At 73.7% G+C, this 14,057-nt stretch carries 12 protein-coding genes; 7 read left to right on the forward strand and 5 right to left on the reverse strand.

The window, feature by feature from the left end:
* Positions 1-36: 36 nt before the first annotated feature.
* Positions 37-963 carry a neutral zinc metallopeptidase gene (locus BUE45_RS22540; RefSeq protein WP_073381535.1) on the reverse strand — a complete coding sequence of 309 codons (927 nt, stop codon included), beginning with the start codon at positions 961-963 and terminating at the stop codon, positions 37-39.
* Between the two features lie 108 nt (positions 964-1,071).
* Complete coding sequence (locus BUE45_RS22545; RefSeq protein WP_073381537.1) at positions 1,072-1,938, reverse strand: neutral zinc metallopeptidase; 867 nt, start codon at positions 1,936-1,938, stop codon at positions 1,072-1,074.
* Positions 1,939-2,097: 159 nt separating this feature from the next.
* Here BUE45_RS22545 and BUE45_RS22550 point away from each other — a divergent pair, with 159 nt between their 5' ends.
* A complete protein-coding gene (locus BUE45_RS22550) occupies positions 2,098-3,930 on the forward strand; it encodes a DUF2207 domain-containing protein (protein ID WP_073381420.1) in 1,833 nt (610 codons plus the stop codon).
* Between the two features lie 41 nt (positions 3,931-3,971).
* Complete coding sequence (dtd, locus tag BUE45_RS22555) at positions 3,972-4,397, forward strand: D-aminoacyl-tRNA deacylase (RefSeq protein ID WP_073381421.1); 426 nt, start codon at positions 3,972-3,974, stop codon at positions 4,395-4,397.
* 111 nt (positions 4,398-4,508) lie between these two features.
* On the opposite strand, the gene BUE45_RS22560 is transcribed toward dtd, so the two are convergent.
* Positions 4,509-5,213, reverse strand: a complete 705-nt coding sequence (locus BUE45_RS22560; protein WP_073381423.1) for a response regulator transcription factor — start codon at positions 5,211-5,213, stop codon at positions 4,509-4,511.
* Positions 5,210-6,403, reverse strand: coding sequence for a sensor histidine kinase (locus BUE45_RS22565; RefSeq protein WP_378656775.1), 1,194 nt, complete (start codon positions 6,401-6,403; stop codon positions 5,210-5,212). The genes BUE45_RS22560 and BUE45_RS22565 overlap by 4 nt, the downstream gene beginning before the upstream one ends.
* Before the next feature lie 124 nt (positions 6,404-6,527).
* On the opposite strand from BUE45_RS22565, the gene phoU reads away from it, so the two are divergent.
* The 4 genes from phoU to BUE45_RS22585 all read left to right on the forward strand — a co-directional run bounded on the left by phoU (position 6,528) and on the right by BUE45_RS22585 (position 9,610).
* On the forward strand, positions 6,528-7,190 hold the full coding sequence (gene phoU / locus BUE45_RS22570) for a phosphate signaling complex protein PhoU (RefSeq protein ID WP_073381424.1): 663 nt from the start codon (positions 6,528-6,530) through the stop codon (positions 7,188-7,190).
* Between the two features lie 322 nt (positions 7,191-7,512).
* Positions 7,513-7,995, forward strand: a complete 483-nt coding sequence (locus tag BUE45_RS22575) for a CarD family transcriptional regulator (RefSeq protein WP_073381426.1) — start codon at positions 7,513-7,515, stop codon at positions 7,993-7,995.
* 26 nt (positions 7,996-8,021) lie between these two features.
* Positions 8,022-8,501 (forward strand): 2-C-methyl-D-erythritol 2,4-cyclodiphosphate synthase, encoded by a 480-nt coding sequence (ispF, locus tag BUE45_RS22580; RefSeq protein ID WP_178378618.1) that lies wholly within the window; start codon positions 8,022-8,024, stop codon positions 8,499-8,501.
* Between the two features lie 146 nt (positions 8,502-8,647).
* Positions 8,648-9,610, forward strand: coding sequence for an endonuclease/exonuclease/phosphatase family protein (locus tag BUE45_RS22585; protein ID WP_084737659.1), 963 nt, complete (start codon positions 8,648-8,650; stop codon positions 9,608-9,610).
* Between the two features lie 14 nt (positions 9,611-9,624).
* Here BUE45_RS22585 and BUE45_RS32675 read toward each other — a convergent pair whose 3' ends face one another.
* Positions 9,625-12,207, reverse strand: a complete 2,583-nt coding sequence (locus tag BUE45_RS32675) for a hypothetical protein (protein ID WP_073381429.1) — start codon at positions 12,205-12,207, stop codon at positions 9,625-9,627.
* 327 nt (positions 12,208-12,534) lie between these two features.
* Here BUE45_RS32675 and cysS point away from each other — a divergent pair, with 327 nt between their 5' ends.
* Complete coding sequence (gene cysS / locus BUE45_RS22595) at positions 12,535-13,935, forward strand: cysteine--tRNA ligase (RefSeq protein WP_073381430.1); 1,401 nt, start codon at positions 12,535-12,537, stop codon at positions 13,933-13,935.
* Positions 13,936-14,057 lie beyond the last annotated feature (122 nt).

The raw sequence follows: 14,057 nt of genomic DNA on the forward strand, positions 1-14,057 counted from the left end.
GGGGGCGGGCCCGGCCCCCGAAGGGCCCCGGCGCCCCTAGTCGACCAGCGAGAGGTCGTCCACGTCCCAGGTGTTGCAGGAGCCCGGAGTCTGCTCCCGCCACCCGGTGTGCGTCCAGTGCACGCTGTTGCGCGCCGCCCCGTGCGTGCGCTCCTCCTCCGGCCCGCCCTCCCGGTCGGCGGTCGCCTTCGCGTCCGTGAGCAGCGTATCCAGGTCGTCGTCGGTCAGCGGGTACCCGACCCGCACCGACCCCAGGAACGCCCCCGCCAGGCAGTTCGCCTGCAACTCGCTGCGCCGCGTCCACCCGTTGCGCGCGGAGTGGCCCGCCTCCAGGTCCCGCTGCTCGTGGTAGTACTCCAGCAGCCCCGACTCGCCCTGCACGTGGTGCGCGTACTCGTGGGCCAGCAGCGACGCGTACACGACGCCGTTGCGGGCCCCGTTCCACTTGTCCACCACGTCGGTGACCCCGATGTAGATGCTCGTGCTCGCCCGGCAGTAGAACGCCCCCGCCTGCGACGGGTAGGTGCGGCAGGGACTGACCCCGGGCTCGTCCCAGAAAACGCGGCGCGGCGGCGTGAACGGGATCTCCGCCCGCGCGAACTGGGTGCTCCACGCGTCGTCCAGGCAGTCCGCGACGGCGTCCAGGAACCGCCCCATCGACTCCGGGTCGTCCACGTCCAGCTCCGGAGCCGGGCACGGGCGCGGGGACAGCCGCCCCGTCCCGTACAGCGGGTTGGCCACCAGGGCCTCGTGCCCCGCGGGCCGCTCCGGGGTCCGCACCGCCCCCGGCAGGGCGCCGGAGCCCCCGCCGGTGGGCCCCCACCCCGGGCTCGGGTCGGCGCCGGTCGCCGGGACGCCGGACGCGTCCGCCGCCCCGCCCGTGCCGGAGTCCTCCACGGTCGTCCACGACAGCAGGGTGAGCGCCAGCAGGATCACCAGCAGGCCCGTCACCATCGCGAACACGCGGCGGTCGGTGCGTCGCGCCCGCGCCGCCGCGGACACCTCACCCGAACCGTGCACTGCCGACCGTCCCGTCCTCGCCGGGCCGGGCCGGCCCGTGTCCCGCCACCGTCACTGCACCAGCTCGTCGGGGGCGTCCCACGTGTTGCAGGCGCCCGGGTCCACCCTGTCCATACCGTGCGCGGTCCACAGCCGTCCGTTCTCCGCGCTGCCGTGCGTGTGCCCCAGACCCCGGTCCGAGCGCCGGACGACGTCATCGAGGATATTCTCCCGGCCCCGCGGCCCGAATCCCAGCCGCTCCTCGGCCGCGCCCACGAACACCCCGCCCAGGCAGTTGGCCTGGAGCTCGTTGCGGCGGGTCAGCTCGTCGGCCGTGGACCGCGGCACCCCGGCGCGGACCGAGTGGAACTCCGCCAGTATCCGCGACTGCCCCTGCACGTGGTGGCCGTACTCGTGGCTGATGATGAACGTGTAGGCCTCCGGCCGGTCGCTGCCCGCCGACGCCTCCACGATGTCCTCCACGCCCAGGTAGAGGCCCTGGTTGGCCTGGCAGTAGAACGCCGCCGTGTCCCCCGTGGGGAACGCGCCGCAGGGACTGTGCCCCTCGGTGTGCCAGTACACGCGGTTGGGGGCGGTGAACCGCATCCCCGCGTCCGCGAAGTAGGAGGCCCAGGCCAGGTCCAGGCAGTCGGCGATGGTGTGGACGAACCGCTCCACCGACTCCGGGTCGTCCTCGTCCAGCGCGGGGGCCTCGCAGGTGACCTCGCCCAGCTCCCCGGCGAGGTAGAGCGGGTTGTCGGTGAGCATCGACCCCCCGCCCGCCGGGTCCCCGTCGTCGTCGGGCGCCGCGTCGGCCGGGGACACCGGGTGCGACCACGCGGGGTCCGTGCCCGGCAGCATCGCGGAGATGGCGAGGAACCCCGTCATGGCGACCGCCGCCAGCCCGGTGCCCAGGGTCAGCGACACACCGAGCCCCATCCGCTGGAAGAGCCCGGGCCGCTCCGACCAGTCCTGCGCCGGCCGCACGCCCCTCACCGGCGGATCCCCCGCGCCGCCGGGCCGGGCCGTGACGGCGGGGCCGTGCGCGCACCGCCCGGGGACATCGCGGACCGGGGGGACCGGATAGGCTCTCGCATCATGTGGTGGGTCGGCTCCTGGCGCCAGGCCGTCGCGGCTGCGGCGGCCCTGTTCGTGTTCTCTTCGCTGCCGGCGGCGCCCGCCGCGGGCGCGGCGACCGTGGCGGCACCGGCCACCACAGTACCGGCCGCCGGTTCGGGCGTCATCGGGCACCGTGGCGCCGAGGACCCGCTGATCACCAACACCGTGGAACTCGAACTGGACGCCCTGGGCGTCCTGCACGCCCGGGAGACCATCGCGTTCCAGGGCCCGGCGCCCGAGGTGTTCGTGCGCGGGCTCACCGAGACCATGCTCTACGACACCGAGTACGACCGCCGGTTCGAGGTCGGCGGGGTGAAGGTCACCGGCCCCGACGGGCGGGCGCTCGACGCCCCGGTGGAGCACAGCGACGGCGCCCTGGTGGTGGAGATCCCCACCGAGGGCCTGGAGGAGGTCGTCCTCTCCTACCGGGTCGGCGGCACCGTCAGCGAGGTGTCCCGCGGCGTGCAGATGGAGTGGCGCGCCATCGGCGCCTACAGCCACACCGTCGAGTCCACCGACGTGACCGTCACCGCCCCGCTGCCGCCCGAGGCCCTGTCCTGTCTGGCGGGCGAGCCGCGCAGCGCCATGTACTGCACCGCCTCCGACATGGGCCCCGACTCCTCGGTCGCGCACTTCCTCCAGGCCGACATGGAGCCCGCCGACCGCCTGGACATCGTGGTCAACTTCCCGGCCGGCACCGCCGAGGGCGAGCCCCTCCTGAGCCGGCGCTGGTCGCTGGCCTCGGCCTTCAAGGTGACGCCCGCCACCGCGAGCGTGTTCGGGGTGCTGCTGGTCGTCCTCGTCGGCGGGCTGGCCGTCCTCGTCCGCGTCCGCGGCCGCGACGAGCGCGCCCTGCGCAGGGAGGCCGCGGCGGGCGACCACGCGCCCGTCACGGAGGAGGGCGGCCGGGTGCGGTTCGCCCCGCCCGACGACGTCCACCCCGGCCAGATCGGCACGCTCATCGACGAGCGGGTGGACATCGCCGACCTCACCGCCACCGTCCTGGACCTGGCGGTGCGCGGCTACATCAGGGTGGAGGAGCTGCCGCACGAGCACTTCACCTCCGTGGACTGGCGGCTGGTCCGCCTGGACGGCCCGCCCGGCGAGACACTGCTGGCCTCGGAGTGGCTGCTGCTGGACGCCCTCTTCGGGGACCGGCCCACGGTGCGGCTGTCCCGGCTGGGCTCCCGCCGCGCCTCCGCCGACTTCCCGGCGCGCATCGACCGCGTCCGCGAGGAGCTGTACCGCGACATGGTGCGGCTCAAGTGGTTCGCCCGCTCGCCCAGCCGGGTGCGCACCCTGTGGAGCACCGCGGGCATGGTGGTCACCGCCCTCGGCGTCATCCTCACCGTGGTGCTCGCCGTGTTCACCACCGCCGCCTTCACCGGCCTGGCCGTCGTCATCGCCGGCGCGGCCATCACCGCGGGGGCCCAGTACATGCCGGCCAAGACCAGGCTCGGCAGCTCGGTGTACGCCCACACCGTGGGCTTTCGCGACCACCTGCTGAGCCCGCGCGCCGAGGCGGTCCCGCCCGCGCAGCGGGTCGAGCTGTACTCGCGCTACCTGCCCTACGCCGTCATCTTCGACGACGTCGACCGCTGGGCGGAGCTGCTGGCCGCCGCCGCGCTCGCCGACCCGGTCGGCGGGGAGCCCGAGGGCACCCGGCTGCACTGGTACACCGGGCCGCGCGAGTGGCGGATCGAGGACTTCTCGGACTCCGTCAGCGCGTTCGTGGTGTCCCTGACCGGCATCATCACCAACACCCGCAGGCTGCGGGTGCTCAACCAGCTCCAGCGTTCCGAACGCCGCTAGGGGAAGCACCGCACAGGGGAGAAGAAGAGGGGGAGTCGCCCATGCGCTCGGTCGTGCAGCGGGTGTCGCACGCGTCGGTCACGGTCGACGGCGAGGTGGTCGGGGAGATCACCCGGCCCGGCCTGATGGCCCTGGTGGGGGTGACCCACACCGACACGGGAGCCGAGGCGGCCAGGCTCGCCCGCAAGCTGTGGACGCTGCGCATCCTGGAGGGCGAGCTGTCGTGCTCCGACGCCGGAGCCCCCTTGCTGGTCGTCAGCCAGTTCACGCTTTACGGGGACGCCCGCAAGGGGCGCCGCCCCACCTGGCAGGCCGCCGCGCCCGGCCCGGTCGCGGAGCCCCTGGTGGACGCCGTGGTCGAGGAGCTGCGCGAGCTCGGCGCCACGGTCGCCACCGGGGTGTTCGGCGCGAAGATGTCCGTGGGCCTCACCAACGAGGGCCCCTTCACGGTCCTGCTGGAGGTCTGAGCGGGCCCGGCCCCGCCCGCCGGCGGGCACGGCGGCGCCCCGGCCCCGGGCCGCGCGGGGCCGGGGACCGGGACACGAGGGGGCGGGGCCTCCCGGGGGGAGGGCACGGGGTCAGACGTCGGCGGTGACCGGCTCGAACTTGTAGCCCAGCCCGCGCACGGTGACGATGTACCTGGGGCTGCTCGGGTCGTCCTCGATCTTGGCGCGCAGCCGCTTGACGTGCACGTCCAGGGTCTTGGTGTCCCCGACGTAGTCGGCGCCCCACACGCGGTCGATGAGCTGCATGCGGGTCAGCACCCGTCCGGCGTTGCGCAGCAGCACCTCCAGGAGCTCGAACTCCTTGAGGGGCAGCTGGACGTGCTCGCCGCGCACGGTCACCACGTGCCGGTCCACGTCCATCCGGACCGGTCCGGCCTCCAGCGCCGTGGGCAGCCCCGGCTCGTCGACGGTCTCCCCGCCCCGGCGGCGCAGCACCGCGCGGATGCGGGCCACCAGCTCGCGGGAGGAGAAGGGCTTGGTCACGTAGTCGTCGGCGCCCAGTTCCAGACCGACGACCTTGTCGATCTCGGAGTCCTTGGCGGTCAGCATGATCACCGGGACGCTGGACTTCTGGCGCAGGCTCCGGCACACCTCGGTGCCCGACAGCCCCGGCAGCATCAGGTCCAGCAGGACCAGGTCGGCGCCGGTGCGGTCGAAGGTCTCCAGGGCCACGGTCCCGGTGGGAGCCACGGCGACCTCGAAACCCTCCTTGCGCAGCATGTAGGACAGGGCGTCGCTGTAGGACTCCTCGTCCTCGACCACGAGTACACGAGTCACGGTGCCGCCTCCTGACGGTCGGTGTTCCGGGCGGCGTCCAGCCCCCGGTCGTCGGGTCTGGGCAGACGCAGAGTGAACGTCGACCCCGACCCCTCCTTGCTCCACACGGTCACTTCTCCACGGTGGTGGGTCATGATGTGCTTGACGATCGCCAGGCCCAGACCGGTGCCTCCGGTCGCCCGGCTCCGAGCGGCGTCCACACGGTAGAACCGCTCGAAGATCCTTTCCAGGTCCTGCTGGGGGATGCCGATCCCCTGGTCGGCGACGCTGATGTCCACGGTGGAGCGCGTCACCGCGACCGACACCGCGACCCGGGTGTCCTTGGGGCTGTAGGAGACGGCGTTGGCGATGAGGTTGCGCAGCGCCGTGCCCAGCAGCCCCTCGTCGCCCAGGACGGTGATGCCCTCGGCGCCGCTGCCCACCAGCTCGATGCCGTTGGCGTCGGCGGGCATGCGCACGGCGTCCAGGGCCTCGTCCACCACGGCCCCCAGGTCCACCCGGGTGGGCTCGGCCATCGGCTCGGCGCCCTGGATGCGCGAGAGCGTGATGAGGTCCTGGATGAGCGCGGTCAGCCGCGACGCCTCGGTCTGCATCCGGTCGGTGAACCGGCGCACGGCCTCGGGGTCGTCACTCGCGTCCTGTACGGTTTCGGCCAACAGTGACAACGCACCGACCGGCGTTTTGAGTTCGTGGGAGATGTTGGCCACGAAATCGCGGCGCACGGCCTCCACCCTCCGGTGCTCGGTCTGGTCCTCGGCCAGCACCAGCACCAGCCCGGTGCCGCCCAGCGGCGCCACCCGCACGGCGAAGGACGTCGCGTCGGGGCCGAACTTGCGGACGGCGACCTCGATCTCGGTCTCCCGGATGACGCCGTCGCGCCGGACCCGGCGGGCGAGGCCGAGGAGCTCGTCGATGACCAGCTCCTCGCCCCGGACGAGCCCGAAGGCCCGGGCGGCCGAGGAGGCGCGCAGCACCCGGTCGGCCGAGTCCAGGACCACGGCGGAGGAGGGAAGCGCGGAGAGGACCTCGGCGATGCCCGGCGGCAGTGTGGTGCCGTTTCCGCGCTGCGGAGCGGGAGCCGGCCGTTCGGCGGCGCCGGCCCGGAAGAACGAGCCCGCGAGAACGCCCACGGCGACGCCCGCGACGAGTCCGATGATGCCGGTCAGAGCGGCGAGAAGTTCCCCTTGCACGTTTCGATCGTAAACGTGCGGACTGGACCTTTACCCGGTCAGGGGCTGTGTCATGGTCGAGGTTCTTCCAGCGTTCACCGACTCTTGGCCGACTCTTCAGAAATCCACTGGGAGCATTGACACCATGCGCGATACGTACCACGAGGACCTCGACAGCCTGAGCGAGCGCCTCATCGAGATGACCCGCCTGGCCAGGCACGCCGTCGCCCGCGCCACCACGGCACTGCTGGACAGCGACCTGGACGCGGCGCAGGAGGTCATCTCCGGTGACGAGAGGATCAACCGGCTCGACCAGGAGGTCGAGGAGACCGCGTTCAGCCTGATGGCCCGGCAGCAGCCGGTGGCGTCCGACCTGAGGACCATCATCACCTCGCTGTACATGCGCGGAGACCTGGAGCGGATGGGGGACCACGCCGTCCACCTGGCCAAGATCGCCCGCCGCAGGCACCCCGACTCGGCGATCCCCGAGCCCGTGCGCTCCATCGTCCTGGAGATGGGACACCAGGCGGAGATGCTGGTCACCAAGGCCGGCGAGGTCATCCGGCACCGCGACCCCGACACCGCGCTGGAGCTGGACGAGGACGACGACCGGATGGACCGGCTGCGCCGCAAGCTGCTCCAGCGCATCCTCGCGCCCGGGTGGGAGTACGGGGTGGAGGCCACCATGGACGTCACCCTGGTGGGGCGGTTCTACGAACGTTTCGGTGACCACGCGGTCCACGTCGCGGACAACCTGGTGTACATGGTGACGGGGGAGCGCCGGGAGGACTACGAGCCGGAGAGCTGAGCCGCCGCCCGAGGCCCGTCTCCCGGGCGGGAGGGGCCACGGGTACACGTGCGGTCACGGGATGGTGATGCGAATCTCTTTCCGGACGTCCGGGCGGGGTCGGGGGCCGACTCCGCGGACCCCCGTGCGGGAGTCCGCGATCCCTTCCGCTAAAGGGGCCCCGGCCCTCCCGGACCTGCACCGATCGGCTTCTCCCACCAGGTCGGGTAGACTTTGTCAAGCCCTAAAAAGTAGGGCTTGACCTGCGTGTTCGCAAAGCTAATAGGTACGTTAAGTCACAGATTCGTGGTATCCTTGTGGTAGCGGAAGGGGTACCTGTCACATGGCTTTCAAGGTCGGCGACACTGTTGTCTACCCCCATCATGGGGCTGCTCGTATTGAAGCGATCGAGACTCGCACCATTAAGGGCGAGGACAGAATCTACCTCGTTCTGAGGGTCGACAAGGGCGATCTGACGGTGCGTGTGCCGGCCGCGAACGCCGAGGACGTCGGCGTTCGCGACGTGGTGGGGCAGGAAGGTCTGGACAAGGTCTTCGAGGTGCTGCGCGCGCCGCACACCGAGGAGCCCACCAACTGGTCCAGGCGCTACAAGGCCAACCTGGAGAAGCTCGCCTCCGGCGATGTCAACAAGGTCGCCGAGGTCGTGCGCGACCTGTGGCGCCGGGACAAGGAGCGCGGTCTCTCCGCCGGCGAGAAGCGGATGCTCGCCAAGGCGCGCCAGATTCTCGTCAGCGAGCTGGCCCTCGCGGAAAAGACCAACGAGGACAAGGCCGAAGCCCTCCTCGACGAGGTTCTCACGAACTGAAGCCCGGTCTGGGAATCGCATAATTCATGACGAAAATTCCTCGGGTGGGCGTCGGCACCGACGTCCATCCGTTTTCTCCTGGAAGAACGCTTTTCCTCGCCGGTTTGGAATGGCCGGGTGAGGACGGCGTCAGCGGTCATTCCGATGGGGATGTCGCCGCGCACGCCGCATGCGACGCATTGTTCTCCGCGTGCGGCCTGGGCGACCTGGGGTCCAACTTCGGGACCTCGGAGCCGCGGTGGAAGGGCGCCTCGGGCGCCGCGCTGCTCGGTGAGACGGTCGCGCGCGTGCGCGCGGCGGGCTTCGAGGTGGGCAACATCGCGGTGCAGATCGTCAGCAACCGGCCCAAGTTCGCGCCCCGTCGCGCGGAGGCCGAGAAGACGCTGACGGAGATCGTCGGGGCGCCGGTGACGGTGTCGGCCACCACCACCGACGGGCTGGGCCTCACCGGGCGCGGCGAGGGCATCGCGGCCATCGCCACCGCCCTGTGCGTCCCCGTGGACTGACCACCGATCGACAACGGTGCCCCGCGGCCTCCGGCCGCGGGGCACCGTTGCTTCACAGGGGCGCAACACTCCTCCCGCTGCCCTCCTGATCCGGACATGCGCATATAAGCGACACAGCCGACTCAAGGGGAGCACGGCGGACGTCGATGCGGCCGTTCGGGGCCCGGGGCCCCGGAGCGCGGCCCGGTGGACGGCCGGGGCGGCCGACGGGGGCCCTGGCGCGCGGAGCGCTCACCGCCGCGCTCGCCCTCGCGGTGGCCCTCCCCTGCCTCGTCCCCGAGACCCCGGCCCACCCGGGCGCGCTGTGGGAGACCGTGCCGCCCTGGAGTGCGCCGCCCGTTCCCGTGGCCGCCGCCGCGGTGCTGGTGCGCCGCTCCCTCCCCGCCGGGTCGGCCGCCCTGCCGCTGCTCGCCGTGCGGGTGCTCGGGCCCGGGCCGCCGCTGGTGGCCCCCGACCCCGGGGCAGAGCCCAACCTGACCGTGGTCACCCACAACGTCGACGCCGCCACTTCCGACCCCGCGGCCGTCTCCGGGGTGCTGCTCTCCGCCGCCCCCGACCCCGTGGCGCCGGAGGAGGTGATCCGGGAGCGGTGGGAGGCCTATGACGCGGCGCCGGCCGGGCCGCTGCCGTACTCCGCGCGAAAAGGCACCGCCGGGCTGTGGAGCCGTCACCCCGTCGTGGACGCGGCCCCTGTGGACACCGGTAAGGGGTGGGCGCGGGCGCTGCGCGCCGAGGTGGACGGGCCCGGTGGCGTGTCCGCCGTGTACGTGGTGCGCCCGGCGTCGGTGCGGGTGGACGCCTCCGGGTTCGACGCCGACCGGCGCAACGCCGCCGTCCGCGCGCTCGAAGAGGCGATCGCCGGGGAGCCGCTGGAGCGGGTGGTGCTCATGGGGGACCTGAACGCGAGTGTCGACGACCGGGGGCTGCGCCCGCCCACGTCGAGGAGGGGGAGTCGGCCCGCCAGGCGGGGGAGGGGCTCGGCTTCAGCCGGCCCGCGGGCTTCCCCGGGGTGCGGATCGACCACATCCCCACCTGTGGGGCGGAGGCCGCCCGATCGTGGTCGCTGCCGGAGGCGGGCGGCGACCACGTGCCGGTCGCCGCCCGCCTGAGGCTCTGAGCCCGGTCACTCCTCCGGGCGCAGGGGCTCGCTGCGGACCCGCCGGGAGGGCGGTCCGGCCGCGAAGTCGGGCATGGGCGGCCGCGGCGGCTTGAGGACCATGGGCCGCTTCTCCAGCGGCCGGCGGCGGCGCAGGGGCTCGGTGGGGCGCTCGTCGGTGTCGTCGACCTCGCGCGGGCGCGCCGCACCCGGGGGAACGGCGGGCGCGGCGAAGCCGGTCCGGCGGATCCGCCCGGAACCCTCGGGGGAGACCGGGGGGAGGGGGCCGTCGGCGGGAGCCGCCGCGGCCGGTGCCCCGGCGGATACGGGCCGGTCGGCGGGAGGGGCCGCCGCCTCGGCGCGGATACGCTCCGGCTCCGGCTCCGGGGCAGCCTCGGGGCGGCCGGTGGCCGGGGTGTGCGCGGCGGGGCGCTCCGGTTCCGAAACCTCGGGCGCCGGGGCCGCTGCGCTGTCGGCTCGGGTGGCAGGGGCGTCCCGGGAGGGGATTTCACCGGCGGGGCGGGTGCGCTCCGAGCGCTCGGCAGCGGCGGCGGGGGCCGCCTCCGCGGCGGGCCGGGGGTACGGGGCGTCCGCGGCGTCGTGGTCGTCGCCGTGACGCGCGGTTTCCGCGGGGCGGGCCGCGGCCGGGACCGGTGCCGCGCCGGGGCTGCCCGGGCGGCGGGCCTCGGGCCAGAGGGGTTCGTCGTCGTCCGCGTTCTCCGCGGTGGCGGGCTCGGAGAACGGAGTGTGCCCGGCGGGCTGCGCGTGGGTGTGCGCGGTCCGATCGGGGCCGCCGACGTCCGGGAGGTCGTCCGCGGAGTCGGGTCGGACCGTCTGCGGGCTGTCGGAGCCGCTCGCGGGCGCGGGCCGTGCGGTGTCCGGGGCGGTGTCCGCGGGCCGCTGCACGGCCGTGCGCGCGGGCCCCCCGGCACCGTCCGCCACGGGCCCGCCGTCCCCGCCGCGCCCTTCGGCCGCGGGGGAGAACCGGTCGGCGGACCAGGGGCCGCCGCGGCCGGCGGAGGCCGACCGGGACCAGACCGGGCCCTCGTCCACCAGGTCGTCGGAGAGCGCGGAGCGCGAGGCGGCCATCGGGTCGTCCGGGATGCGGAAGGCCGCGCGCACGGTCGGACCGGTGTCGTGGTCCAGCGCCGGCGCGGTCTCCTCCTGCGGCTCGGGGGCCTCGTCGTCCTCCGGGGGCGTCCAGACCGGCGGCACGTACTCGGCGCGGGTCCAGGTGTCCCCGTCGTCCTCCGGCGGCTCCCAGCTGATGCCGAAGGCGGGCGTCTCCGCGGACGCCTCGTCCGGGTCGTCCCCCTCGTCGGGCGGCAGGGGCCCCGTGGCCGGGGGCGCGTCCGCGGCGGCCCGCGTCCCGTCCGCGTCCGGCGCCGCTTCCTCCGGGGCCGGCTCCTCCGGGTCCGGCTCACCCGAGGTGGCGGGCGTGCTCGCGGCGGCGGGCGCGTACTCCCCGGCTGCCGCCGGCCCCACGGCACCGTGCACCTTCGGCTCCCGGACGGGGGCCTCGGCCTCGTCCGTGACCGGGTCGCCCGGAAGCGGGTCGTGCTCGAACCCCTCGTCCACCGGCCCCGTCGGCACCGGCTCCGGTGCCAAGACGGGCTCGGGACCGTACGCGGGTCCGGCCTCGAACTCGGGACCGTCGTCGGGCTCGGGCACGGACTCGGATTCGGGCTCCGGGGCGATCGGGGCCAGCGGCGGGTTCTCGGCGGCCTGCTTGATGGGGTTGCCCGCGCCCTGGCCGCGCCGCGGCAGCGCAAGCGTGCGCACCGAGGCCTCCGGCTCCTCCCGGTCGGCCCGCTCCGTCTCCTTCCCCTGTGCGTCCTCCTCCTCGGCGGCCGGGACGGCGGGCGCGGCCGAGAGGGTCACCGGAACGACGACGGGCTCCGGCTCCGGACGCTCCCCGGCACGCGGCGCGTCCGTCCCGGGGGACGCGGGGAGGCCGTCCTCCGGCTTCGCGGGGCCGGCCTCCGTGGGGCCCAGCCCCAGGCCCAGCAGGCGCTCCTCCAGCGACAGCCCGTCGTCGGGCTCGGCCGTCCGCGGCTCCTCGTCGTGCACCACCGCGCGGGCGCGCAGCACCGTGGGGCGGTCGCTCCGCGGAGCCGGGCGGGCCCCGCCCGAGCGGCGCCTGGACCGCAGGTGGGCGCGTACCGCCATCCACAGCAGCAGGGCGGTCAGCAGCGCCAGCAGCGGGGCCACCGCCACGACGACGTTGGCGACCCGCTGGGGGATCGCCTCGATCAGCCCCAGGTTGTTGAGCACCATGACCACCGCCGCGAACAGCACCAGCAGCGGGATCAGCACCAGGTCGATCCAGGCGCGGCGGCCCGGCGGCGCGTCGCGCATCAGGTAGCTGGTCCAGCACGCCATGAGCAGGAGCAGCGTGTACGTCACCGGGAACACGTGGACGAGCAGTCCGCCGCGCGGGTGGCCGTACTCGGCCAGCCGGAAGACGCCGTTGTAGGAGATGACGAGAGCGCACAGCCCGATCAGACCGACGAACAGGGCGCCGCCGGCGAGAGCGCCGACTCCCGTGCCGCGACCCGCGGGGCTGCCGTTCCGTGTTCCTGTGCCGGGGGAATCGTTGTAAGGGGCCATCGCCTTCGCAGCGTAGTCGAGGTGATGCCGTTAACACGAGATTCCGTCCGATTCCGGTGGCTTCGGCACCGCGTGCGTCAAGGGCGTTCCGTGTCGTTATGTCGGAATATGCTGCATCTCGTGACCTGCCGTTCCACCGTCGCGACGCTTCGTTCCGGGGTATCTCACACAACGGATGCCCGAATACGGTTCTCCGTATATGAGCACTTCGGAATGTCCGATGAGGAAAACAGGGGCACCGGAAGCCACAGGCGCCACCGACCCACGTCACGTGGAGGGGTCGGTTTGTGACATCGTCGCGAGGGGAAAGACGATACGCTTGACAACGTGAGTCTGCGCTTCTATGACACCAGTGCCCGACAGGTCCGCGACTTCGTCCCCCTGCGCGAGGGACACGCCTCCCTGTACCTGTGTGGTGCCACGGTGCAGGCGCCGCCCCACATCGGCCACATCCGGTCCGGGGTGAACTTCGACATCCTGCGCCGCTGGCTGACCCACCGGGGCTACCAGGTCACCTTCTGCCGCAACGTCACCGACATCGACGACAAGATCATCAGGGTCGCCGCCGACGAGGGCGTCCCCTGGTGGCAGGTCACCGAGCGCAACCAGCGCGCCTTCACCTACGCCTACGACGTGTTGGGCTGCCTGCCGCCCACCGTCGAGCCGCGCGCCACGGGCCACGTGCCGGAGATGGTCGAGCTCATGCAGCGGCTCATCGACGCCGGGCACGCCTACGCCGCCGACGACGGCTCCGGCGACGTCTACTTCGACGTGCGCTCCTTCCCGCCCTACGGTGACCTGTCCAACCAGAGGCTGGAGCAGGTCCAGCCCGCGGCCGACTCCGACCCCGACCGGGACAAGCGCGACCCCCGCGACTTCGCCCTGTGGAAGGGCGCCAAGCCGGGCGAGCCCACGTGGCCCACCCCGTGGGGGCGCGGCCGGCCGGGCTGGCACCTGGAGTGCTCGGCGATGGCCACCAAGTACCTCGGCCCCGCCTTCGACATCCACGGCGGCGGCCTGGACCTGGTCTTCCCGCACCACGAGAACGAGATGGCCCAGTCCCGCGCCGCGGGCGACGCCTTCGCCCAGTACTGGCTGCACAACGGTCTGCTCAAGATCGGCGGCGAGAAGATGGCCAAGTCGCTGGGCAACTCGATGCGCATCCCGCAGATGCTGGAGAAGGTGCGCCCCGTCGAGCTGCGCTACTACCTGGGCCAGGCGCACTACCGCTCCACCATCGACTACTCCGACGAGGCCCTCCAGGAGGCCGCGGTCGCCTACCAGCGGATCGAGGGCTTCCTCACCCGGGCCGTCGAGGTGCTGGGCGACATCGTCCCCGCCGGGCGGGTCCCCGCCGGGTTCGCCTCCGCGCTCGACGACGACCTGGGCGTCTCCCAGGCGCTCGCCGTGGTGCACGGGCACGTCCGCGAGGGCAACACCGCCCTGGCCGCCGGCGGCAAGGAGAAGGCCGCCGAGCTCGCCGGGGAGCTGCGCTCCATGCTCGACGTCCTGGGCCTGGACCCGCTGGGCGGGCAGTGGTCCTCCGGGGACCAGGGCCTGCGCGAGGTGGTCGACGCCCTCGTGTCCGTGGTCCTCCAGCAGCGCCAGGCCGCCCGCGGACGCAAGGACTACGAGGCCGCCGACGCCATCCGCGACGGCCTCACCGGCGCGGGCGTGGTGGTGGAGGACACGCCTCAGGGACCGCGCTGGGACCTGCGCCGGGGCTGAGGGCAGCGCACATGGCCGGGGGCGGGGAGTCCCCCCGGTTTCCACCGTAGGCCGCCCCGCCGCCCGCCGCCACGGGCGTGCGGGGACCTGTGGACAACACGTCCGGTCCCGGCTCGGCGGTA

Source organism: Nocardiopsis flavescens (genome assembly GCF_900141985.1).
GTDB classification, from domain to species: domain Bacteria; phylum Actinomycetota; class Actinomycetes; order Streptosporangiales; family Streptosporangiaceae; genus Nocardiopsis; species Nocardiopsis flavescens.

Bases quoted from the DNA above. Each gene is read 5' to 3' on its own strand.
- ispF (WP_178378618.1), top strand. From the start codon at position 8,022: ATGACGAAAATTCCTCGGGTGGGCGTCGGCACCGACGTCCATCCGTTT.
- BUE45_RS32675 (WP_073381429.1), bottom strand. From the start codon at position 12,207: ATGGCCCCTTACAACGATTCCCCCGGCACAGGAACACGGAACGGCAGC.
- dtd (WP_073381421.1), top strand. From the start codon at position 3,972: ATGCGCTCGGTCGTGCAGCGGGTGTCGCACGCGTCGGTCACGGTCGAC.
- BUE45_RS22545 (WP_073381537.1), bottom strand. From the start codon at position 1,938: ATGGGGCTCGGTGTGTCGCTGACCCTGGGCACCGGGCTGGCGGCGGTC.
- BUE45_RS22550 (WP_073381420.1), top strand. From the start codon at position 2,098: ATGTGGTGGGTCGGCTCCTGGCGCCAGGCCGTCGCGGCTGCGGCGGCC.
- BUE45_RS22585 (WP_084737659.1), top strand. From the start codon at position 8,648: ATGCGGCCGTTCGGGGCCCGGGGCCCCGGAGCGCGGCCCGGTGGACGG.
- phoU (WP_073381424.1), top strand. From the start codon at position 6,528: ATGCGCGATACGTACCACGAGGACCTCGACAGCCTGAGCGAGCGCCTC.
- BUE45_RS22575 (WP_073381426.1), top strand. From the start codon at position 7,513: ATGGCTTTCAAGGTCGGCGACACTGTTGTCTACCCCCATCATGGGGCT.